We start from the raw sequence: 25,270 nt of genomic DNA on the forward strand, positions 1-25,270 counted from the left end.
TGTTCCTTCAAAACTAGATAACATATTTTCATGTCAAGAAAGTGATTGTATCGTTCTAATTTGGTTAAGTCCTCGATCTATTAGTATTCGTCAGCTACACGTGTCGCCACGCTTCCACCTCGAACCTATCTACCTGATCATCTTTCAGGGATCTTACTAGCTTGCGCTAAAGGAAATCTCATCTTGAGGGGGGCTTCATGCTTAGATGCTTTCAGCACTTATCCCGTCCGCACGTAGCTACCCAGCTATGCCTTTGGCAAGACAACTGGTACACCAGCGGTGCGTCCATCCCGGTCCTCTCGTACTAAGGACAGCTCCTCTCAAATTTCCTGCGCCCACGACGGATAGGGACCGAACTGTCTCACGACGTTCTGAACCCAGCTCGCGTACCGCTTTAATGGGCGAACAGCCCAACCCTTGGGACCGACTACAGCCCCAGGATGCGATGAGCCGACATCGAGGTGCCAAACCTCCCCGTCGATGTGGACTCTTGGGGGAGATAAGCCTGTTATCCCCGGGGTAGCTTTTATCCGTTGAGCGATGGCCCTTCCATGCGGAACCACCGGATCACTAAGCCCGACTTTCGTCCCTGCTCGACTTGTAGGTCTCGCAGTCAAGCTCCCTTGTGCCTTTACACTCTACGAATGATTTCCAACCATTCTGAGGGAACCTTTGGGCGCCTCCGTTACTCTTTAGGAGGCGACCGCCCCAGTCAAACTGCCCACCTGACACTGTCTCCCACCCCGATTAGGGGTGCGGGTTAGAATTTCAATACAGCCAGGGTAGTATCCCACCGACGCCTCCACCGAAGCTAGCGCTCCGGCTTCTCAGGCTCCTACCTATCCTGTACAAGCTGTACCAAAATTCAATATCAGGCTACAGTAAAGCTCCACGGGGTCTTTCCGTCCTGTCGCGGGTAACCTGCATCTTCACAGGTACTATAATTTCACCGAGTCTCTGGTTGAGACAGTGCCCAGATCGTTACGCCTTTCGTGCGGGTCGGAACTTACCCGACAAGGAATTTCGCTACCTTAGGACCGTTATAGTTACGGCCGCCGTTTACTGGGGCTTCGGTTCAAAGCTTCGCTTGCGCTAACCTCTCCCCTTAACCTTCCAGCACCGGGCAGGCGTCAGCCCCTATACTTCGCCTTGCGGCTTCGCAGAGACCTGTGTTTTTGCTAAACAGTCGCCTGGGCCTATTCACTGCGGCTCTCTCGGGCTTTAACACCCTAACAGAGCACCCCTTCTCCCGAAGTTACGGGGTCATTTTGCCGAGTTCCTTAACCAGAGTTCTCTCGCTCACCTTAGGATTCTCTCCTCGCCTACCTGTGTCGGTTTGCGGTACAGGCACCATTCTCCTCGCTAGAGGCTTTTCTTGGCAGTGTGAAATCAGGAACTTCGGTACTAAATTTCCCTCGCCATCACAGCTCAGCCTTTATGAGAAGCGGATTTGCCTACTTCTCAGCCTTACTGCTTGGACGCGCATATCCAACAGCGCGCTTACCCTATCCTCCTGCGTCCCCCCATTGCTCAAACGGAGTGAAGGTGGTACAGGAATATCAACCTGTTATCCATCGCCTACGCCTTTCGGCCTCGGCTTAGGTCCTGACTAACCCTGAGCGGACGAGCCTTCCTCAGGAAACCTTAGGCATTCGGTGGATGGGATTCTCACCCATCTTTCGCTACTCATACCGGCATTCTCACTTCTAAGCGCTCCACCAGTCCTTACGGTCTAGCTTCAACGCCCTTAGAACGCTCTCCTACCACTGTTCGTAAGAACAGTCCGCAGCTTCGGTGATACGTTTAGCCCCGGTACATTTTCGGCGCAGAGTCACTCGACCAGTGAGCTATTACGCACTCTTTAAATGGTGGCTGCTTCTAAGCCAACATCCTGGTTGTCTAAGCAACTCCACATCCTTTTCCACTTAACGTATACTTTGGGACCTTAGCTGGCGGTCTGGGCTGTTTCCCTCTTGACTACGGATCTTATCACTCGCAGTCTGACTCCCATGGATAAGTCTTTGGCATTCGGAGTTTGACTGAATTCGGTAACCCGATGAGGGCCCCTAGTCCAATCAGTGCTCTACCTCCAAGACTCTAACACATGAGGCTAGCCCTAAAGCTATTTCGGAGAGAACCAGCTATCTCCAGGTTCGATTGGCATTTCACCCCTACCCACACCTCATCCCCGCACTTTTCAACGTGCGTGGGTTCGGGCCTCCATTCAGTGTTACCTGAACTTCACCCTGGACATGGGTAGATCACCTGGTTTCGGGTCTACGACCACGTACTCATTCGCCCTATTCAGACTCGCTTTCGCTACGGCTCCGTCTCATCGACTTAACCTTGCACGGGATCGTAACTCGCCGGTTCATTCTACAAAAGGCACGCTATCACCCGGGTTTTTTCCGAAGAAAAAACATAGGGCTCTAACTACTTGTAGGCACACGGTTTCAGGATCTTTTCACTCCCCTTCCGGGGTGCTTTTCACCTTTCCCTCACGGTACTGGTTCACTATCGGTCACTAGGGAGTATTTAGCCTTGGGAGATGGTCCTCCCTGCTTCCGACGGGATTTCTCGTGTCCCGCCGTACTCAGGATCCACTCAGGAGGGAACGAAGTTTCAACTACAGGGCTTTTACCTTCTACGGCTGACCTTTCCAGGTCGCTTCATTTACCCCGTTCCTTTGTAACTCCATGTTGAGTGTCCTACAACCCCAAGAGGCAAGCCTCTTGGTTTGGGCTAATTCCGTTTCGCTCGCCGCTACTCAGGAAATCGCGTTTGCTTTCTCTTCCTCCGGGTACTTAGATGTTTCAGTTCCCCGGGTCTGCCTTCATTACCCTATGTATTCAGGTAAAGATACTACTCCATTACGAGTAGTGGGTTTCCCCATTCGGAAATCTCTGGATCAAAGCTCACTTACAGCTCCCCAAAGCATATCGGTGTTAGTCCCGTCCTTCATCGGCTCCTAGTGCCAAGGCATCCACCGTGCGCCCTTAATAACTTAACCTCGATATCGCGAATAGATATCTAATAAAGAAAATTTACTAAGATGAACGATACTTTTGATGTATCTTGACATTACTTATGTTATCTAGTTTTCAAAGAACATGGTTCGATAGCTTTTATACTATCTAAAGTTTGAAAGAGGAATGCTCTCTCAAAACTAAACAAAACAACAAGCGTATTATTCCTTAGAAAGGAGGTGATCCAGCCGCACCTTCCGATACGGCTACCTTGTTACGACTTCACCCCAATCATCTGTCCCACCTTAGGCGGCTGGCTCCTAGGCACAACTTAACTTCCTATCATAATTATAAGAGGCTAAGTTGTGCCCAGGTTACCCCACCGACTTCGGGTGTTACAAACTCTCGTGGTGTGACGGGCGGTGTGTACAAGGCCCGGGAACGTATTCACCGCGGCATGCTGATCCGCGATTACTAGCGATTCCAGCTTCATGTAGGCGAGTTGCAGCCTACAATCCGAACTGAGAACGGTTTTATGGGATTGGCTCGACCTCGCGGTTTTGCTGCCCTTTGTACCGTCCATTGTAGCACGTGTGTAGCCCAGGTCATAAGGGGCATGATGATTTGACGTCATCCCCACCTTCCTCCGGTTTGTCACCGGCAGTCATCTTAGAGTGCCCAACTTAATGCTGGCAACTAAGATCAAGGGTTGCGCTCGTTGCGGGACTTAACCCAACATCTCACGACACGAGCTGACGACAACCATGCACCACCTGTCACTTTTGTCCCCCGAAGGGGAACGCCCTATCTCTAGGGAAGGCAAAAGGATGTCAAGACCTGGTAAGGTTCTTCGCGTTGCTTCGAATTAAACCACATGCTCCACCGCTTGTGCGGGCCCCCGTCAATTCCTTTGAGTTTCAGTCTTGCGACCGTACTCCCCAGGCGGAGTGCTTAATGCGTTAGCTGCAGCACTAAGGGGCGGAAACCCCCTAACACTTAGCACTCATCGTTTACGGCGTGGACTACCAGGGTATCTAATCCTGTTTGCTCCCCACGCTTTCGCGCCTCAGCGTCAGTTACAGACCAGAAAGTCGCCTTCGCCACTGGTGTTCCTCCACATCTCTACGCATTTCACCGCTACACGTGGAATTCCACTTTCCTCTTCTGCACTCAAGTTTCCCAGTTTCCAATGACCCTCCACGGTTGAGCCGTGGGCTTTCACATCAGACTTAAGAAACCGCCTGCGCGCGCTTTACGCCCAATAATTCCGGACAACGCTTGCCACCTACGTATTACCGCGGCTGCTGGCACGTAGTTAGCCGTGGCTTTCTGGTTAGGTACCGTCAAGGTACCGGCAGTTACTCCGGTACTTGTTCTTCCCTAACAACAGAGCTTTACGACCCGAAGGCCTTCATCGCTCACGCGGCGTTGCTCCATCAGACTTTCGTCCATTGTGGAAGATTCCCTACTGCTGCCTCCCGTAGGAGTCTGGGCCGTGTCTCAGTCCCAGTGTGGCCGATCACCCTCTCAGGTCGGCTACGCATCGTTGCCTTGGTGAGCCGTTACCTCACCAACTAGCTAATGCGCCGCGGGCCCATCTGTAAGTGATAGCCGAAACCATCTTTCAATAAAGAACCAGGAGGTTCTTTATATTATCCGGTATTAGCTCCGGTTTCCCGAAGTTATCCCAGTCTTACAGGCAGGTTGCCCACGTGTTACTCACCCGTCCGCCGCTAATCTGACAAAAGCAAGCTTTTATCAGATTCGCTCGACTTGCATGTATTAGGCACGCCGCCAGCGTTCGTCCTGAGCCAGGATCAAACTCTCCGAAGAGTGTTTGAGCTTATGCTCATTTTGTTGCTGACTAATGTCAATTAATTGTTTGTTGTTAATCTTAAAGATTAACTTACACGCTGTTGTTTTGTTTAGTTTTCAAAGATCATTCATTGCTCTAAAGCAACTTTATTAGTATATCAACTTCAACTTTCGAAGTCAACAACTTTTTTATTTTATTTTTATCAACTTAATCAAAAAAATTAATTAGTTGATGGATTAGTATCATACCTCATATCACCTTACGGTTCAACCTGTAATATTTGGTAATAACTAGATTAAAAAAGGAATAGATGTTAAATCTATTCCCTGCCTGGCAACGTCCTACTCTCACAGGGGGACAGCCCCCAACTACCATCGGCGCTGAAGAGCTTAACTTCCGTGTTCGGTATGGGAACGGGTGTGGCCTCTTCGCCATCATTACCAGACATATGAAATTTTGAAGGATGTTCCTTCAAAACTAGATAACATGTTTTCCTGTCAAGAAAGTGATTGTATCGTTCTAATTTGGTTAAGTCCTCGATCTATTAGTATTCGTCAGCTACACGTGTCGCCACGCTTCCACCTCGAACCTATCTACCTGATCATCTTTCAGGGATCTTACTAGCTTGCGCTAAAGGAAATCTCATCTTGAGGGGGGCTTCATGCTTAGATGCTTTCAGCACTTATCCCGTCCGCACGTAGCTACCCAGCTATGCCTTTGGCAAGACAACTGGTACACCAGCGGTGCGTCCATCCCGGTCCTCTCGTACTAAGGACAGCTCCTCTCAAATTTCCTGCGCCCACGACGGATAGGGACCGAACTGTCTCACGACGTTCTGAACCCAGCTCGCGTACCGCTTTAATGGGCGAACAGCCCAACCCTTGGGACCGACTACAGCCCCAGGATGCGATGAGCCGACATCGAGGTGCCAAACCTCCCCGTCGATGTGGACTCTTGGGGGAGATAAGCCTGTTATCCCCGGGGTAGCTTTTATCCGTTGAGCGATGGCCCTTCCATGCGGAACCACCGGATCACTAAGCCCGACTTTCGTCCCTGCTCGACTTGTAGGTCTCGCAGTCAAGCTCCCTTGTGCCTTTACACTCTACGAATGATTTCCAACCATTCTGAGGGAACCTTTGGGCGCCTCCGTTACTCTTTAGGAGGCGACCGCCCCAGTCAAACTGCCCACCTGACACTGTCTCCCACCCCGATTAGGGGTGCGGGTTAGAATTTCAATACAGCCAGGGTAGTATCCCACCGACGCCTCCACCGAAGCTAGCGCTCCGGCTTCTCAGGCTCCTACCTATCCTGTACAAGCTGTACCAAAATTCAATATCAGGCTACAGTAAAGCTCCACGGGGTCTTTCCGTCCTGTCGCGGGTAACCTGCATCTTCACAGGTACTATAATTTCACCGAGTCTCTGGTTGAGACAGTGCCCAGATCGTTACGCCTTTCGTGCGGGTCGGAACTTACCCGACAAGGAATTTCGCTACCTTAGGACCGTTATAGTTACGGCCGCCGTTTACTGGGGCTTCGGTTCAAAGCTTCGCTTGCGCTAACCTCTCCCCTTAACCTTCCAGCACCGGGCAGGCGTCAGCCCCTATACTTCGCCTTGCGGCTTCGCAGAGACCTGTGTTTTTGCTAAACAGTCGCCTGGGCCTATTCACTGCGGCTCTCTCGGGCTTTAACACCCTAACAGAGCACCCCTTCTCCCGAAGTTACGGGGTCATTTTGCCGAGTTCCTTAACCAGAGTTCTCTCGCTCACCTTAGGATTCTCTCCTCGCCTACCTGTGTCGGTTTGCGGTACAGGCACCATTCTCCTCGCTAGAGGCTTTTCTTGGCAGTGTGAAATCAGGAACTTCGGTACTAAATTTCCCTCGCCATCACAGCTCAGCCTTTATGAGAAGCGGATTTGCCTACTTCTCAGCCTTACTGCTTGGACGCGCATATCCAACAGCGCGCTTACCCTATCCTCCTGCGTCCCCCCATTGCTCAAACGGAGTGAAGGTGGTACAGGAATATCAACCTGTTATCCATCGCCTACGCCTTTCGGCCTCGGCTTAGGTCCTGACTAACCCTGAGCGGACGAGCCTTCCTCAGGAAACCTTAGGCATTCGGTGGATGGGATTCTCACCCATCTTTCGCTACTCATACCGGCATTCTCACTTCTAAGCGCTCCACCAGTCCTTACGGTCTAGCTTCAACGCCCTTAGAACGCTCTCCTACCACTGTTCGTAAGAACAGTCCGCAGCTTCGGTGATACGTTTAGCCCCGGTACATTTTCGGCGCAGAGTCACTCGACCAGTGAGCTATTACGCACTCTTTAAATGGTGGCTGCTTCTAAGCCAACATCCTGGTTGTCTAAGCAACTCCACATCCTTTTCCACTTAACGTATACTTTGGGACCTTAGCTGGCGGTCTGGGCTGTTTCCCTCTTGACTACGGATCTTATCACTCGCAGTCTGACTCCCATGGATAAGTCTTTGGCATTCGGAGTTTGACTGAATTCGGTAACCCGATGAGGGCCCCTAGTCCAATCAGTGCTCTACCTCCAAGACTCTAACACATGAGGCTAGCCCTAAAGCTATTTCGGAGAGAACCAGCTATCTCCAGGTTCGATTGGCATTTCACCCCTACCCACACCTCATCCCCGCACTTTTCAACGTGCGTGGGTTCGGGCCTCCATTCAGTGTTACCTGAACTTCACCCTGGACATGGGTAGATCACCTGGTTTCGGGTCTACGACCACGTACTCATTCGCCCTATTCAGACTCGCTTTCGCTACGGCTCCGTCTCATCGACTTAACCTTGCACGGGATCGTAACTCGCCGGTTCATTCTACAAAAGGCACGCTATCACCCGGGTTTTTTCCGAAGAAAAAACATAGGGCTCTAACTACTTGTAGGCACACGGTTTCAGGATCTTTTCACTCCCCTTCCGGGGTGCTTTTCACCTTTCCCTCACGGTACTGGTTCACTATCGGTCACTAGGGAGTATTTAGCCTTGGGAGATGGTCCTCCCTGCTTCCGACGGGATTTCTCGTGTCCCGCCGTACTCAGGATCCACTCAGGAGGGAACGAAGTTTCAACTACAGGGCTTTTACCTTCTACGGCTGACCTTTCCAGGTCGCTTCATTTACCCCGTTCCTTTGTAACTCCATGTTGAGTGTCCTACAACCCCAAGAGGCAAGCCTCTTGGTTTGGGCTAATTCCGTTTCGCTCGCCGCTACTCAGGAAATCGCGTTTGCTTTCTCTTCCTCCGGGTACTTAGATGTTTCAGTTCCCCGGGTCTGCCTTCATTACCCTATGTATTCAGGTAAAGATACTACTCCATTACGAGTAGTGGGTTTCCCCATTCGGAAATCTCTGGATCAAAGCTCACTTACAGCTCCCCAAAGCATATCGGTGTTAGTCCCGTCCTTCATCGGCTCCTAGTGCCAAGGCATCCACCGTGCGCCCTTAATAACTTAACCTCGATATCGCGAATAGATATCTTTAAAAAGAAAATTTACTAAGATGAACGATACTTTTGATGTATCTTGACATTACTTATGTTATCTAGTTTTCAAAGAACATGGTTCGATAGCTTTTATACTATCTAAAGTTTGAAAGAGGAATGCTCTCTCAAAACTAAACAAAACAACAAGCGTATTATTCCTTAGAAAGGAGGTGATCCAGCCGCACCTTCCGATACGGCTACCTTGTTACGACTTCACCCCAATCATCTGTCCCACCTTAGGCGGCTGGCTCCTAGGCACAACTTAACTTCCTATCATAATTATAAGAGGCTAAGTTGTGCCCAGGTTACCCCACCGACTTCGGGTGTTACAAACTCTCGTGGTGTGACGGGCGGTGTGTACAAGGCCCGGGAACGTATTCACCGCGGCATGCTGATCCGCGATTACTAGCGATTCCAGCTTCATGTAGGCGAGTTGCAGCCTACAATCCGAACTGAGAACGGTTTTATGGGATTGGCTCGACCTCGCGGTTTTGCTGCCCTTTGTACCGTCCATTGTAGCACGTGTGTAGCCCAGGTCATAAGGGGCATGATGATTTGACGTCATCCCCACCTTCCTCCGGTTTGTCACCGGCAGTCATCTTAGAGTGCCCAACTTAATGCTGGCAACTAAGATCAAGGGTTGCGCTCGTTGCGGGACTTAACCCAACATCTCACGACACGAGCTGACGACAACCATGCACCACCTGTCACTTTTGTCCCCCGAAGGGGAACGCCCTATCTCTAGGGAAGGCAAAAGGATGTCAAGACCTGGTAAGGTTCTTCGCGTTGCTTCGAATTAAACCACATGCTCCACCGCTTGTGCGGGCCCCCGTCAATTCCTTTGAGTTTCAGTCTTGCGACCGTACTCCCCAGGCGGAGTGCTTAATGCGTTAGCTGCAGCACTAAGGGGCGGAAACCCCCTAACACTTAGCACTCATCGTTTACGGCGTGGACTACCAGGGTATCTAATCCTGTTTGCTCCCCACGCTTTCGCGCCTCAGCGTCAGTTACAGACCAGAAAGTCGCCTTCGCCACTGGTGTTCCTCCACATCTCTACGCATTTCACCGCTACACGTGGAATTCCACTTTCCTCTTCTGCACTCAAGTTTCCCAGTTTCCAATGACCCTCCACGGTTGAGCCGTGGGCTTTCACATCAGACTTAAGAAACCGCCTGCGCGCGCTTTACGCCCAATAATTCCGGACAACGCTTGCCACCTACGTATTACCGCGGCTGCTGGCACGTAGTTAGCCGTGGCTTTCTGGTTAGGTACCGTCAAGGTACCGGCAGTTACTCCGGTACTTGTTCTTCCCTAACAACAGAGCTTTACGACCCGAAGGCCTTCATCGCTCACGCGGCGTTGCTCCATCAGACTTTCGTCCATTGTGGAAGATTCCCTACTGCTGCCTCCCGTAGGAGTCTGGGCCGTGTCTCAGTCCCAGTGTGGCCGATCACCCTCTCAGGTCGGCTACGCATCGTTGCCTTGGTGAGCCGTTACCTCACCAACTAGCTAATGCGCCGCGGGCCCATCTGTAAGTGATAGCCGAAACCATCTTTCAATAAAGAACCAGGAGGTTCTTTATATTATCCGGTATTAGCTCCGGTTTCCCGAAGTTATCCCAGTCTTACAGGCAGGTTGCCCACGTGTTACTCACCCGTCCGCCGCTAACCTGACAAAAGCAAGCTTTTATCAGATTCGCTCGACTTGCATGTATTAGGCACGCCGCCAGCGTTCGTCCTGAGCCAGGATCAAACTCTCCGAAGAGTGTTTGAGCTTATGCTCATTTTGTTGCTGACTAATGTCAATTAATTGTTTGTTGTTAATCTTAAAGATTAACTTACACGCTGTTGTTTTGTTTAGTTTTCAAAGAGCTTCTTTATTATCTTGTCGCCCAGAAGCGACTTTTCTAATATAACACGTTTCAACAATACATGTCAACATGTTTTTGAATTTCTTTCTTGTCAACCGAGCTTGTTAGTCTCGTGAGGACAAGAATTAATATACCACGTATTACAATAGTACGTCAACTGTTTTTCTAGAATAATATTATTTATAGTGTCGGATGCTTTTGTCACATCTTATAAAACCCCCGAATCTGATCCAAGCGCGTCTCAACTATCACATATTGGAATTTTATAGCAATTAACTAAACTAACTAGTTTCTTCTATATAATATCTACACTTTCCAGAGATTCAATTAGTCACACAAAGACAAGTATTCATCACAACATTACCTAATCATATGACTAGGAAGATGTTTTTGACCATTTTTCGATCTTCCGGTTATTTGTGTTTCAATTTTAGATATTTATATTTCAACTTGATTAGGTTGTGTAACAATTGCCACTGGAAACATAATTCAACTCGACTTGTGTTTCAATTATCCAACTTGTGTTTCAACTTTATACATTTCTATTTCAATCTTCATACTTTGTGTTTCAATACTTTTTCACCATCAGCCAAAGCACAGAACATACAAAAAAACACATGCACCTAGAATCAGGTGCATGTGTTCAAGAGTAAATTTTCTATTCTACTAAGAAGATGAAGTACAGGATAAAGATAAAGAACAAACCATACATGATTGGGTGAATCTCTTTCCCTCTACCTTTTAAGATCATTGTAATTGGGTAGAAGATAAATCCTACCGCAATACCAGTTGCGATGCTGTACGTTAAAGGCATTGCAATAACAGTTAAAAATGCTGGAACAGCGATTTCGAAACGATCCCAAGCAATCTTCCCTAAAGAAGATACCATTAGCACACCAACGATAATTAACGCTGGAGCCGTAACTGGTGCAGTAATTACAGATAATAAAGGAGAGAAAAATAATGCTAGCAAGAATAGTCCAGCTGTTACAACGGATGTAAAGCCAGTTCTCCCTCCCGCCGCTACACCTGCAGATGATTCAATGTAAGATGTTGTCGTAGATGTACCTAATACAGAACCGGCAACTGTTGCAGCTGAATCAGCAAATAGCGCTTTGTTAGCACGAGGCAACTTGCCATCTTTCATGAAACCTGCTTGGTTTGCAACAGATACAAGTGTACCTGCAGTATCAAAGAAATCAACGAATAAGAAAGTTAAAATAACAACTAGCATTTGAATCGTAAAAACATCACCTAAATGAGTAATTGCTGCTCCGAAAGTTGGACCTAAGCTTGGTACAGGCCCCACAACATCACTTACTGTTGTAGGAGCTTGAATTAATCCAACTACCATACCAGCAATAGCTGTAATTACCATTCCGAAGAAAATACCGCCTTTAAAGCCTCTTACCATTAAAATGACTGTTACTACTAATCCAAAGATTGCAAGTAGCGTATTACCATTCGTTAAGTCACCTAGTTGAACTAGGGTTGCATCTTGTGAAACAATAATACCTGAGTTTTGGAAACCGATAAATGTAATAAATAATCCAATACCCGCTCCAACTGCATATTTCAATTGTTCAGGGATGGCATTTATAATTTTTTCACGAACACCGAATAATGTTAAAAAGATAAAAATAATACCGGATACGAATACACCCGCTAATGCCGTTTGCCAAGGAATACCCATTACTAACACTACCGTATAAGCAAAGAATGCGTTTAACCCCATTCCTGGTGCTAGTGCAATTGGGTATTTAGCATAAAGACCCATAATTAAACATCCGATTGCTGCTGCTAATGCAGTAGCTGTAAATACCGCACCTTGATCCATTCTCATGGAATCTGGAAGATCAGGAACAGATCCTAGTGATAACATAAATGGATTAACAATTAAGATGTATGCCATTGCTAAGAATGTTGTCAAACCAGCAATAGATTCCTTTCTGTAACTTGTACTGTGCTTTTCAAACTCAAAATAACGCTTCATATGGTGCATCCTCCTCGAATATAAATAAAATTAAAAAAAGCGCTCTTTCTAACCAGAGCGCTTAACATACGAGGACATAGAAAACAGAGATTCAACCCAATTCAAAACAATAAAAAGGGCATCTATATTTTACAATATCTCGTAGTCAAGCTATTTAAGGTAGCCTGGTAGAAACTTTCGGGCCATATTCCCGACATTATACGACATATGAACTATTAAATTATTACTCTCTCATTTTATTTCACACCAAAAGAAAAGTCAACTAAAAAACGAACATTCTTTAAAGAATGTTCGTTTTCATTCGTATTTAAACTAGAAATTACTTATTCCCACTCGATAGTTGCTGGTGGTTTACTTGTAATATCGTAAACAACTCGGTTGATATGATTTACTTCATTTACAATTCTTGTCGAAATAGCTTCTAGTACATCCCATGGAATTCTAGCCCAGTCAGATGTCATTCCATCAATAGACGTTACCGCGCGAATACCAATTGTGTAGTCATACGTACGCTGATCTCCCATTACTCCTACAGAACGAATGTCAGGTAGTACTGTGAAGTATTGCCAAACATCACGCTCTAATCCAGCTTTTCTAATTTCATCACGTAAAATTGCATCTGACTCACGGACGATCTCTAACTTTTCTTCTGTCACTTCTCCTAAAACACGAATACCTAATCCTGGTCCTGGGAAAGGTTGACGCCAAACCACTTCGTCTGGCATACCAAGCTCAGTTCCTAACGCACGAACTTCATCTTTAAATAGCGTGTTTAATGGTTCGATTAATTGGAACTGCATATCTTCTGGAAGTCCACCTACATTATGATGCGATTTAATCGTTTGAGCCGTAGCTGTACCACTTTCAATAATATCCGTGTAAAGTGTACCTTGTGCTAAGTAATCAATACCTTCTAACTTAGAAGACTCATCATCAAATACATAGATAAATTCGTTGCCGATAATTTTACGTTTTTGCTCAGGGTCAGAAACACCTTTTAATTTTGCCATGAAACGTTCTTTTGCATCTACTTTGATCACATTCATGTTAAAGCCTTCTGTGAATGTTTTCATTACTTGTTCCGCTTCACCTTTTCGCAATAGGCCGTGGTCAACAAAAATACATGTTAACTGGTCACCAATTGCCTTATGAATTAATACTGCTACCACAGATGAATCTACCCCTCCACTTAGGGCACAAAGAACCTTTTTATCTCCAACTAAGTCGCGAATTTTGTCCATTTCTAACTCAATGAAGTTTTCCATTGACCAACTTTCCGTACATGCACAAACTCCGAAAACAAAGTTCTTTAACAAATCATTTCCGTATACAGAATGGCGTACTTCTGGGTGGAATTGCACTCCATAAAGGTTACGTTCTTCATTACTAATTCCAGCAATCGGACAAGAACTACTAGTAATGTCCGTTACAAAACCTTCTGGCGCTTCCACTACAAGGTCACCATGGCTCATCCAAACCACTTGTTGCTCAGGTAGTTCGTTATAAATTGTTGATTGATTTGTTACGGTAACAGTAGCTTTTCCATACTCACGGTGTGCCGCTTTCTCTACTCTTCCACCAAAGTGTTTTGTCATTAATTGCATACCATAGCATATTCCAAGTACCGGAACACCTAAGTCAAAGATTCGCTCATCACAGCTAAATGCATCTTCTCCGTATACACTGTTTGGTCCGCCAGAAAAAATGATACCTTTTGGGTTCATTTCTTTTATTTCTTCTGCTGTAATCGTATGAGGGTGTAACTCACTATATACACCAAACTCACGAATACGACGAGTAATTAACTGATTATATTGACTACCAAAATCTAAAACGACGATCATTTCTTGAATATTTTCCATCCTTCTCACACCCCATATACAGAATTGTGTTGTAGACTATTTTTTCCTATAGTAGAAATTTCATGTCTTGAATAAACAAAAAAGACTAAAATTCTATTCTCCAAATAAGTATGAAGAAGGCAGAATCCTAGTCTACTAGAAAAAAACTGCCTTCATAGTCAGGTCATTTACGGCGACCCGGTAGAGACTCTCGAACCATATTATCGAGGATATATGAAGCCAATATATATAAGTTGTTCATTTAATGTTTCTTATTCTATCAGTCTGTCACACTACGGTCAAGATGATCTCTTTTTAATTAAATTTTCCCACAATTCAATGGATTTTTCCCATTCTTCTTTTGAAGAATTACCTCTATAAATGACACGCTCAAAACGATCAGTCAACGTCTGCATTTCCGAAGACTTAAAATAATGGTCTACTTGTTTGGCGTATTCGCGCAAAGTTTGCCCTTGTTCTCTCGTAAATCCATTGGCTTGCATGTGCTTTAATAATTTGGCATAGGCAAGCGAGAACACTTTATCATCTTTTCTATTCTTATATAGAAGAATGTATAGATGCGGGGACCATTTTTTCCTTGTCGTCCATAACAACAAGAAAGTTAAAGCGAACGCTCCAACAATCAAACCGACAGCCTTCCAAGAAACAGTAATATCTAGCGCAAAGTCAATTCCAGTCGTATTGTTTCTATCAGCTTTTTCTTCTGGTAACTCACTTTCACTTCTATCACGACCATCTACATTTTCTTCCGCTCGTTCTGGAATTTGGTCTTCTCCATTACCGTTTTCTCCTTCACCTGAAATGGATTCATACGTAAAGCGGTATGGGTTGTTAAAACCGCTAGTCGGTTCAAACGTTACCCACCCTACTTCAGGGAAATACACTTCTACCCATGAGTGTGCATTATTGTTGGCTACTTCATATACTCTTGTTCCATCAGCATTTAGTGTAACAAATTCTCCTTCAGAATACCCTTTTACCCATCGAGCTGGTATTCCAACGGATCTGAGTAGTACAACCATTGAGGTTGAAAAGTTATCACAGTAACCCATTTGCGTTTCAAATAAAAATTGATCCACGTAATCTTCATTACCTCTTGGAACAGCAACGTTCGTTGTTTCATATTCAAAGTCATTACGGGCAAAATATCTTTCCACTGCTACTACTTGATCGTATCTCGATTGAAAAGATCCTGTAATTTCTTCTGCTAAATTTTTCACACGATTAGGTAAAGAAGATGGCAATTGCGTATATCTATTATAAAAATCCTCATCACTTTCTGAACCCGTTCCACTTTGCACTGCTTTTAAACGTTCAATATAAAATGTAGGATATTCATATTCCACCATATAAGAATCTAACAGTACCTCATTATTGTTGGAACTGTTTCTCGTTACAATTTTTTGTGTAGCTTCATTAAATTCATACCGAACTTCTACGTCTTCATCGAGTGCTTCCACGTTTGTAACACCAATCGGATAGTTAATATGAGGGTATTTTAACTCCATAGACAACTTTGCAGTCAAATTATCTGTTGATACTTCGTCCGCAAACCAAGGAAAAGCAGATATATCACCGTCATCTACACGATTGATAGCATCGTCCGTATTATCCCAACCTTTTCCGGTGTATATGTCCTTTGATTCTACTCTCCAATAATGTCTACGCTCTACCTCTGCTTTAAAAACGACAGTAGGATCGCCAATAAATGGCCCACCAAGACGACTATCATCTTCTCCATAGCCAATTTTCTTCACATCGCCAGTGCCATTACCTATCCCTTCACCGACACTTGTTAAAAATGGAACTGGATCTGGCCATACCGGCTCCGCTTTAGGAGAAAGGTAACCGAATGCAGTGGATACTAAAACGAATACGACAAGAGGAGTTCCCCAAGCAATCCAAATTTTCTTATCTTTGAACAAACCCTCTTTTTCTCTTAATCGCTCCATATAAACAAAACCAACAATCAACATACCTACAAACATTAGTCGAACAATAGCCATACTACCATCATATATGGTGAAAGTATCTAGTATTGCTACATATGATATCGTCATCACGACAAACAGAAACATTTTTTTACGATGTAAAATCCAATAGATTAGTAAATAACTAATTAGCCATAACAAAATAAACAATAGCAGCGTTCTAAACAGATTGCTCATCGCAGACCAATCGTTCACCAGCATAATATTAAAGTTATATTTCATGTGACTCCAAAAAGCTTCTAGCCATGCTTTGCTCAAAAAAGATTCCATGAAATATAGACTATGCAAAAAGTAAAGTAAAAAACCAGCTTGTATCGTGACTTTTATGATTGGAACTAATTGTAGATAGGAAATTGTAAAGGCCACACCAACAAACACTACGAAAACATATAAATTTGCCGTATCTGTTATCTGATTTAGAGGCCTAACCCATTCTAACAAAAGTAAGAAACCGAACAAGTGCATTAATAATGAATACATGGTTCTTTCTGAATGAGTCGAGTTGGACATAGTTAACTCACCTCACTAAACATAGACGTGTAATGTCCTTTTGATATTGTCCTCACATCTACGTTCCTTCTTTTTAATGACTCCATAAGCGTTAGTTCTTCTTTAGAAATTTTCTTACCATCATCCTTCGTGAGGTAAAGTTGCAAATTCATGTTGCGATAAGTTAATTTTTCGATCGTTTGAACGGTATCCTTTTCTAACTTCCCAGTCACAAATATAAACGTAACATGCGGAGAGACTTTTCCGATTTCCATTTCAACTGTATTGCCGAAGCTAGACAGGTTGTTTGGTTGCACACGTGCTAAATGATAATACATTTCTGCAAAATGTTCTTCACCGCTCCTCATACTAAAATTGGAGCGATCTTTCCCAATGGATACAAGACCTACTTGTGAACCATACTTTAATACAGCTTTCGTCAAAGCCGCCGTTACACTAACCGCACTTTCAAAGGAAGATTGTTGTGAGCGGTCTAATATAATTAACACATCATGACTTTGTTGCTGTTCGAACTCTTTGGTCATAATATCATTTCTTCGTGCTGTAGCTTTCCAATCAATCCAAGAAAATCTGTCTCCAGGTTGATATTCACGAACACCAACTGTCATTGATGTATCACGAATTAACTTCATCTTGGAGGAAGTTGAACCTTGGTCAAATTTATTTTCGTTTTGCTTATAAACCATTTCTTCATAATGAGGATATACTAGAAATGAATTTTTCACACGGATGATTCTTTCTTTTTCTACAAGACCAAAAAAATCACCACATTTTACACGAACAGTTGTGAACGTATGCTCTCCACGCGGTATGCGTTCTAGAGCATATTGGAAAGTAAAAGAACGTTTGAACCATGGGAAAAATATTTTTTTAGCTTGTGTAGATTGTTGACAAAAAACTAAGTCAGAGGGCATTATTTCTTCCACTAATAAGTAACTGACCGGAAACGGTAAAATGCGATTTATTGTAATCGTCCCAATTAATCTATCTCTTGCTCTATATTTCTCTTTGTCTAATGTTCTGGATACTTTTATATCTCTTAACGGGTATAACAATATCATAAAAGAGTAGATAGCAAATGGCAGGAAGCTGAAAAATAAAAACCAACTAACAAAACCACCTTGAAACATTGCGAATACAAAGAGAATGGCGACAAGAAATAAAAAAGTAGATAACTTCGAGATCTTTTTTAGTTTCTTGAATTTCATCATGATCTACTCATCGACCTTTGTACTGGAACAGGTGTGCGATTTATTACTTTATCTATAACTTGTTCTGCCGTAATTCCTTCAAACTTCGCTTCCGATTTTAAAATAATACGATGTGTTAAAGCATATTTTGCTAAGTATTGAACATCATCTGGAAGTACATAATCTCTGCCTTTAACAAAAGCATAGCTTTGCGCCGCTTTCATAAGTGCAACAGATCCACGAGGACTCGCTCCTAAATAAACCGCTTGATGGGTACGTGTACGATTCATCATATCTACAATATATTCTTTTACCGTTTGGTCTACATGCACTTCTTTTACTTGTAACTGCATTTCTCGTAGCTCTTCTAAAGTCACAACCGACTCTAATTCATGGATTGGTTGGCGCTTTTCTGTTGAATTTAAAATATCCACCTCTTCTTGTGGTGTTGGGTATCCCATATTCATTTTAAACAAGAAACGGTCTAATTGCGCTTCTGGTAGTGGATATGTCCCTTCATATTCAATCGGATTTTGAGTAGCCATAACAAAGAAAGGTCTATCGAGTTGCAAAGTGTTGCCATCAACCGTAACACTTGCCTCTTCCATACCTTCAAGTAACGCAGCTTGTGTTTTTGGAGAAGTACGATTAATTTCATCTGCTAAAATAATATTGCCCATAATTGGTCCTGGACGGAATTCAAAACGTAATTCTTTTGGATTGTAAACGGAGCTTCCGGTAACATCTGAAGGAAGTAAGTCTGGGGTAAATTGAATTCTTTTAAATTCTGCTCCAACTGATTTTGCTAGAGCTCGAACCATCATTGTTTTTCCTACTCCTGGAACGTCTTCTAATAAAACGTGTCCGCCTGCTAATAATGATACAACACTTAACTCTGCTACATGTTGCTTACCTATCATTACTTTTCCAATATTATCTATAATTCTTTGCACTTGTGGTTGCATGTTCTCCATATTCCTCTCGTCCCCCTATGTTCTATCTTTATCTTTTAATTTTTGACAAAATATCCTAACTTACTTACTATTCGAGACCTAACGCTTGTTTCCCTTTCTTATTTTCTAAATTTTCCTTATATATACATAATAACAAATTAAAGCTTCTAAAGGATAATGTGAGGTATGGCCAATTTTAGGTAAAAATAGATCTACTATTAAACAGTTATAAGAACGCATAATAGATAAAAAGGTTTCATTAAACATTACACCTCTGTTGATTTCCGAGCATGTCATCGCTTCTCCTGCAGGTGTATACGTTGTAAGGAATAATATTTTATCAAGGTTATCTAGCTAATGATTTCTGCGCATGTTTAATCATTTAGCTTTGTTAAAGTTTAGTATTGATAATTATATACTAATACCTGTTGATTTCCGTGCAAGGCTGAGACTCCTGCGGGAGAAGCGGGGAATGGGAGACCCCACAGACGCTTGCGTCGAGGAGGCTCCCGGCCCGCCCGCGGAAAGCGAAGCCTTGCACGGAAATCAACAGCGAACATTAACACAGCCAATCATTTAAAGAGGCCGATGAAGTTCATCGGCCATTAAATATTGGTTGCAGTTGTACTTCATCGGGCTTATGAAGTTCATTGGGCATTAAATATTGGGTGGAGTTTTACTTCATCAGGCTTATGAAGTTCATTGGGCGTTAAATATTGGGTGTAGTTGTACTTCATCGTGCTTATGAAGTTCATTGGGCGTTAAATATTAGGTGTAGTTGTACTTCATCAGGTTTATGAAGTTCATCGGCCATTAAATATTGGGTGGAGTTGTACTTCATCAGGTTAATGAAGTTCTTTTCTAGAGAGTTCATCAAGGATTATCTTTCGTATCAAATAATTTCTTTGTTCCATTAATAAGTAGAGGCCCGCAAGAACAAAAAATGTTCTTACAGGCCTCCTCAATTTAGTTCGCTGGTTTTGTCCCAGCCTTTAATTATTATTCGTTATCTTGGTCGTGTTCTACGTCAACTTCTGTTCCATCTTCAAACGTAATTTTTACTTCTAGTTTTTCATAGCTTTCATCTAAGTTGAATCCATCAATTACAGCTCTAAGTATTTCTTCTTCTGTCATCATGCTATTAATATCTAACGATTGGAAGATTCCTTCTAGCTCTGTATAAGCTTCGTCACCTTCTAGGTTCATACCAGTTCTTGCATCATCGATTTCTGCATGAACTTCGTCTGTTTTGTGCTCATAATATACTTCATAATTTTCTCCCATACCTTCATAGCTTGCCTTCATATCAAAATGAGTAAAACCAAATGCTGTTGTTGCTGGCTCTTCTTCTTCAAAAACCTCTCCATCGTCACCATCCATGTCAAAACCATCATTCTCATCTTCTACTACTACATCCTCTGGTGCTGGATTATCTACTTCCGTGTCTGTGTTACAACCAACTAAAAATAACGATGCTGCAAATACCCCTGTTAAAATGTAAGATGTTTTTTTCATTTACTTGTCCTCCTTGTTTTGTATACAAGGTAAGTAACCGAATACGAATATACGTAAACATAAATAATCTTTTTTTATAACGATAGGAATTTTGTCTGACACGTCATTATTCTATATTCCATCAACATATTTCGAGTTTTTCTTACAAATGAAACTTGAAAAAATAGTAAATTTGAACCATAATACTTTTGTCTACATTTGTCAGTTATTTGTAAACTTCATCAAGACTACCGATAGGAAGCAATGAATTCGAAGCATATTTGTTAGCTAATCGTGATCAAATAAAAGGTGTATCAAAACAGCAACGAGGTAAATTTGAAGCATTGATCATGAACATTTTTGAACACTTATCAGAATAATTTATAAAAATGCAGGACAAAAACCTAATCGTTTTTCGGTCCTGCTTTTTATTGTCCTCGATTAGCTTACTATATTCTTTATATACAGTTATTAACTCAATTACTCCTAACGCTTTCGCATTGGGACTCAGTTTTACTTTCTTCACACTGGAAAATAGGTATCGTTACCGACACTTTTGTACCGACTCCAATATTACTCTCTATTCCATATGTGCCACCCAATTGTTGCACCAAAGATGCTACTATAGCTAATCCAAGACCTGTGCCTTCTTCGGTTGTTTGTCCATTTACACGATAAAATGGTTGGAATACAAAAGGCAGGTTATGTTCCTCGATCCCTATACCAGAATCTTCAATATGAAATATAACACTATTTCTTGAAATCGCTACATTTAGTGACACTTTCCCAAACTCCTTGTTGTATTTAATCGCGTTAGAAAGAAGGTTAAGTAATATCTGATTTAACCTATTTTCATCACCGTAAACGAACGTATCTCTTAACGGATAATTATTTGTTAAAACTATATTCTTATTTCGCGCTATTCCCTCTACTGCTCCACACGCCAGCTTCATAGATTTTATGATAGAAAGTGGTTCATTATTATATTTCACATTACCAGACTCAAGGACAGAAAAGTCTAGTACGTCTTGTAGCAATCCATTCAACAATTTGGCCGAATCATATATTTTATTGATCCAACTATTTTGTTTCAACGAACCTTCCTTTTGCATTTGTAATAGTTGAGCAAAACCAAATATACTATTTAACGGTGTTCGTAAATCATGACTTACTTGGGATAAAAACAAACTTTTAGCTTGATTGGTATTTTCTGCTTCTCTTTTTGCTCTCGCTAATGAATCTAACATTTGTTTCATATCCGTTATATCTGAACCAACAAACACGTGTAGCGTATGATTACCACTTTGTCGTATCGGTATGAAATCTACTTTTAAGTAACGACCATCCTTCAACTTTATTTCCCAATCTCTAACAGGTGCTCCTACTTTTATTATCTCTATTGCATAAGGAAAAACAACGTCTGGCTCAGCCATATTAGGAGTTAAAAGTTCAAACCATTCTTCTACCGTTAAGCCTTGAATATTTTGTGTAATAGGGTCTAAATAAAAATATTCATACCCTCTACTATTAGACATGACCATACGCCCATTCTCTATTACAGAAACACACATTTGTAAAGAATCTAACAGTTTTTGATTAAAGTTAATAGATTCTAATAAAATATCTTTATAATGCTTTTGTACTGTCTTATCCCTGGCATTCACAATCACAAACGTTTTATTCTCTTGCTCATATTTTGTTAACGTGACATCTACATACACATTTTCATTATATTTATTCAAATAAACAGTATCGATAGATTCCGATATGGGATCTTTTGTTTCTAAGTATTTCTTCTGCGTATCCATTGCAACTTGATGATAGTCTTGGTGCAAGATATCATTCATTCTCAAAGTTAGAAATTCTTCTTTACAATATCCAAGAATTTCTAACATTTTCTCATTCACATCTATCACTTTAGGTTCTAAGTCATTCAGTTCAAGTAAAATCATTCCATCGTCTGCACAATTGAAGATGGTGTTAAAATTAATATCCTTCATTACATTATGGAAAGAAACTTTAGTAAACGTTATTAATTTTCCACCCTTTTGTTGGTCTTCTTCCAATAGGGTGATTGTGTATTGATACGTTTTCCCATTAATGACAATATGTTCACTAGTTTCTTTGTTTAAATCTATCGTTCCGCCTTCTGATTGATTAGCAAAAAGACTCTCCATATCTTTCCCAACGGAATCTTTTTTATCAATTTCAAAGAGTTTTTCACACGCCTCGTTTATGAAAGCAACTTCATTTTGATCCGATACGATAACGATTGCTTTCTCCAACTTATTAAGAGCCATAGACAGTAAGTTCATATTCACAACTCCTATACAGCAAAACTAGCGAAATATTCTAAATTTGCTTAATTTTTTACTTTTATTAATTTTATCAAAAAAACTAATTTCCTTAAATGTTTTATTGTAGGAATAGTCCATATGAGATTATTTTTATAAAATCCAGTTGAATATATTTTGTACACAGTAAAGTATTTTTCTGTCATACTTCTATCTTCATTCCTAATCAATTACTTCTTAGCTATGATAAAATAAAGGATGCTTTCGTTTAGTATAAAGTATCTTTTAATCTAGGAGTGTTTTTAAATTATGAATAAAAAAGACATCGCACATTTTCGAAAACAATTTAAACCTGAAAACGAAGCTTTAAAAATAAGCGACATTTTTAATGTGTATATACTGAAGGAATCAAATGACATATACCACCACCAAAGCCAACCTTTCGAAATGCTAGATAAAGACCAACAAGAATTGTTTTTAAATAACTTTAAAAAAATGCTTGGTGGTCAACTAGACGAGAAACTATTTGAACTAAAGTTTCGTCGCGATGCGGACAATAATAGCCAGCTTATTTTGCATCAAGGGTTATTAAGCCCAGATGTTGACGGTTGGAGAGAGCAGATGCTTCAAGTAATAAGTAAAATGCTTGCCAGTCGCCAATATGAGATGGATATCGTTGTTACATTTATACGTGGCGAATACAGAAAGAAGATGAAGCGCGGAGGAGATGATACAGAAGAAAATGATAGAGGTACCGTTTATTCTCATCCTTTTATATTGTGTAGTATTAACAACACACAAGAACCGAAGAAAGAACTGCTTTTTGATTATGTAGGAAAAGAGTTTAAATACAATTTTGTTTTAGACCCCGTTATTAACCTTAATGCACCAATTGCAGGATTTCTTTTCCCAAGTTTTACGGATAACGCAGCAGACGTTAATCACGTTCTTTACTCCGCAGGAAAGGTGCACGAACCTGATCATACGTTCATAGAGGACGTCCTAAATGGCGAAGAGACGATGACAGCAAAAGATGATAAGATCGTTTTTGAAGAAATTATTAAAAACGTGACAGGTGATCAATTAAGTACTTCTACACTCTCGAATGTGTATGATGAAATTCACCGTATGATCCAAGAGAATGAAGAAGAAGAACAACCGAAATTGGACTACGAAGACGTCGGTCGTGTATTAAGAATGAGTGGTGTAGAAGAAGCAAGTACGGACAAAGTGGAATTAGCTTTCCAACGAGTTATTGATGACGAAAAGTATGAAATTAAAGCAAGTAGTGTTTTACCAAAATACAATTCTAAATCTATTAAGATCAACACAAAAATAGCTAATATCTCCATCAGTCCACAAGACTTAAGGTATGTAAAACAAATTCAGTTTAGTGGCAAAAGTTATTTAATGATAGAAGTAGAAGAAGATACTGTAATTGAAGGATTTAAAATGATTCCGGAGGCTTTTGGTGAGGAAAAGTAAGTAGCGTTGATGAAACTATCGAACTCGGTAACCTGCTCAAGTTCATTTTGGCCAAAAGCTAATTCCATAATGAACTTGATATGGGCTTTCAAGTTCATTTCGATCGAGGAATTATCCCATAATGAACTTGATACGGTCTCTCAAGTTCATTTTGATCAAAGAATTATTCAATAATGAACTTGATATGCTCTCTCAAGTTCATTTTGGCCAAAGCATAATACGAATGTGAATATGAGGTAGGCGTCTTACCAACTACTTCCAGTCAACGTTTAGACAGGGAAGTCTATTATAAAAAGACCATCCAGTCACCGTATAGGCAGGATGGTCTTTTACTTTTATGCTATCACTTCATCTGAGAGAAGGGAATTACGCCCACCACATATCGGTTGGTTTCTCTTCTATAATAATCGAATTTAAGTTCTTCACTGCTCTTGCAAAGCCTTCCTCAACAGACATTAATGGATCTTCATGTTCAATACTAACGACGTAGTCATACCCATATGTGCGTAATGCACTGATCATGTCGGACCATTCTTGAATGCTGTGGCCACAACCGACGGAACGGAATGTCCATGCTCTCGTTTGGACTTCGCCGTATGGCTGCATGTCCACTAGACCATACATATTGACATTTTCTTGGTCAATGTATGTATCTTTTGCATGGAAATGGTGGATGGCATTAGCTTTTCCTAAAATTTTAATAGCCGCTACTGGATCAATTCCTTGCCACCATAAATGACTAGGGTCTAAATTAGCACCGATTGCATCACACGTTTCTTCACGAAGTTTCAGTAACGTGTATGGTGTATGAACTAAAAATCCACCGTGAAGCTCTAAGCCAATTTTTACGTTATGACTTTTTGCGTATTGGCCCATCTCTTTCCAATAAGGGATCAACTTTTCTTCCCATTGCCATTTTAAAATTGCGCCATATTCTGTAGGCCACGGTGTTACTGGCCAGTTCGGGTATTTTGCTCCTTCGTGGTCACCAGCAGTACCGGAGAAGCAGTTTACAACGGGAACTCCCATTAAGCTCGCTAGTTTAATTGATTTCTTTAATGCTTCGTTTGACTCTTCAGCGAAAGCTTTTTCTGGTGAAATAGGATTGCCATGACAACTAAACGCACTAATTTCTATTCCTCGAGAAGTCACTTTTTCTAAATACTCTTTGCGTAATTCTTCGCTTTCAAGTAACGCATCGATATCACAGTGTGCATTTCCTGGATAGCCACCTGTTCCAATTTCAACCGCTTTGACGCCTGCTTGTTTTACATAATCAAGCATTTCATCTAAGTTTTTTTGAGAAAATAATACGGTAAAGACACCTAATTTCATATATATTACCT

General features: G+C 42.0%; 9 protein-coding genes, 5 rRNA genes and 2 riboswitches. Of the genes, 1 reads left to right on the forward strand and 13 read right to left on the reverse strand.

Annotated elements, in window-relative coordinates:
• Positions 1-60 precede the first annotated feature (60 nt).
• The 12 genes from CDZ89_RS18430 to CDZ89_RS18490 all read right to left on the reverse strand — a co-directional run bounded on the left by CDZ89_RS18430 (position 61) and on the right by CDZ89_RS18490 (position 22,460).
• Positions 61-3,010, reverse strand: a 23S ribosomal RNA gene (locus CDZ89_RS18430).
• Positions 3,011-3,198: 188 nt separating this feature from the next.
• Positions 3,199-4,799, reverse strand: a 16S ribosomal RNA gene (locus CDZ89_RS18435).
• Between the two features lie 311 nt (positions 4,800-5,110).
• Positions 5,111-5,227 (reverse strand): 5S ribosomal RNA (rrf, locus tag CDZ89_RS18440).
• Between the two features lie 79 nt (positions 5,228-5,306).
• A 23S ribosomal RNA gene (locus CDZ89_RS18445) occupies positions 5,307-8,256 on the reverse strand.
• A gap of 189 nt (positions 8,257-8,445) precedes the next feature.
• Positions 8,446-10,046, reverse strand: a 16S ribosomal RNA gene (locus tag CDZ89_RS18450).
• Together the 16S, 23S and 5S rRNA genes form the textbook arrangement of a ribosomal RNA operon.
• A gap of 764 nt (positions 10,047-10,810) precedes the next feature.
• Positions 10,811-12,145 carry an NCS2 family permease gene (locus tag CDZ89_RS18455; protein WP_096155833.1) on the reverse strand — a complete coding sequence of 445 codons (1,335 nt, stop codon included), beginning with the start codon at positions 12,143-12,145 and terminating at the stop codon, positions 10,811-10,813.
• Between the two features lie 122 nt (positions 12,146-12,267).
• A riboswitch (purine riboswitch) is annotated at positions 12,268-12,369 on the reverse strand.
• A 99-nt stretch (positions 12,370-12,468) separates the two neighbouring features.
• The gene (gene guaA / locus CDZ89_RS18460; protein ID WP_096155834.1) at positions 12,469-14,007 is read right to left on the reverse strand and encodes a glutamine-hydrolyzing GMP synthase; all 1,539 of its coding nucleotides are present in this window, start codon (positions 14,005-14,007) and stop codon (positions 12,469-12,471) included.
• A 135-nt stretch (positions 14,008-14,142) separates the two neighbouring features.
• A riboswitch (purine riboswitch) is annotated at positions 14,143-14,244 on the reverse strand.
• A gap of 41 nt (positions 14,245-14,285) precedes the next feature.
• Positions 14,286-16,508 (reverse strand): DUF4129 domain-containing transglutaminase family protein, encoded by a 2,223-nt coding sequence (locus tag CDZ89_RS18465; protein ID WP_100334203.1) that lies wholly within the window; start codon positions 16,506-16,508, stop codon positions 14,286-14,288.
• Positions 16,509-16,510: 2 nt separating this feature from the next.
• Positions 16,511-17,719, reverse strand: a complete 1,209-nt coding sequence (locus tag CDZ89_RS18470; RefSeq protein ID WP_227521558.1) for a DUF58 domain-containing protein — start codon at positions 17,717-17,719, stop codon at positions 16,511-16,513.
• Complete coding sequence (locus tag CDZ89_RS18475; RefSeq protein ID WP_096155837.1) at positions 17,716-18,672, reverse strand: AAA family ATPase; 957 nt, start codon at positions 18,670-18,672, stop codon at positions 17,716-17,718. The genes CDZ89_RS18470 and CDZ89_RS18475 overlap by 4 nt, the downstream gene beginning before the upstream one ends.
• A gap of 978 nt (positions 18,673-19,650) precedes the next feature.
• Complete coding sequence (locus tag CDZ89_RS18485) at positions 19,651-20,166, reverse strand: YusW family protein (RefSeq protein WP_096155838.1); 516 nt, start codon at positions 20,164-20,166, stop codon at positions 19,651-19,653.
• Positions 20,167-20,621: 455 nt separating this feature from the next.
• Entirely contained in the window at positions 20,622-22,460 is a 1,839-nt protein-coding gene (locus tag CDZ89_RS18490) for a sensor histidine kinase (protein WP_100334204.1), read from the reverse strand.
• Positions 22,461-22,748: 288 nt separating this feature from the next.
• Between CDZ89_RS18490 and CDZ89_RS18495 the strand changes: the two genes are divergently transcribed.
• Positions 22,749-23,924: a DUF4317 domain-containing protein gene (locus CDZ89_RS18495; protein WP_096155840.1), complete on the forward strand. Its 1,176-nt coding sequence runs from the start codon at positions 22,749-22,751 to the stop codon at positions 23,922-23,924.
• Positions 23,925-24,290: 366 nt separating this feature from the next.
• On the opposite strand, the gene CDZ89_RS18500 is transcribed toward CDZ89_RS18495, so the two are convergent.
• Positions 24,291-25,259 carry a sugar phosphate isomerase/epimerase family protein gene (locus CDZ89_RS18500; protein ID WP_096155841.1) on the reverse strand — a complete coding sequence of 323 codons (969 nt, stop codon included), beginning with the start codon at positions 25,257-25,259 and terminating at the stop codon, positions 24,291-24,293.
• Positions 25,260-25,270: the final 11 nt, after the last annotated feature.

This window comes from Bacillus alkalisoli (genome assembly GCF_002797415.1).
GTDB lineage: Bacteria > Bacillota > Bacilli > Bacillales > Bacillaceae_I > Bacillus_CD > Bacillus_CD alkalisoli.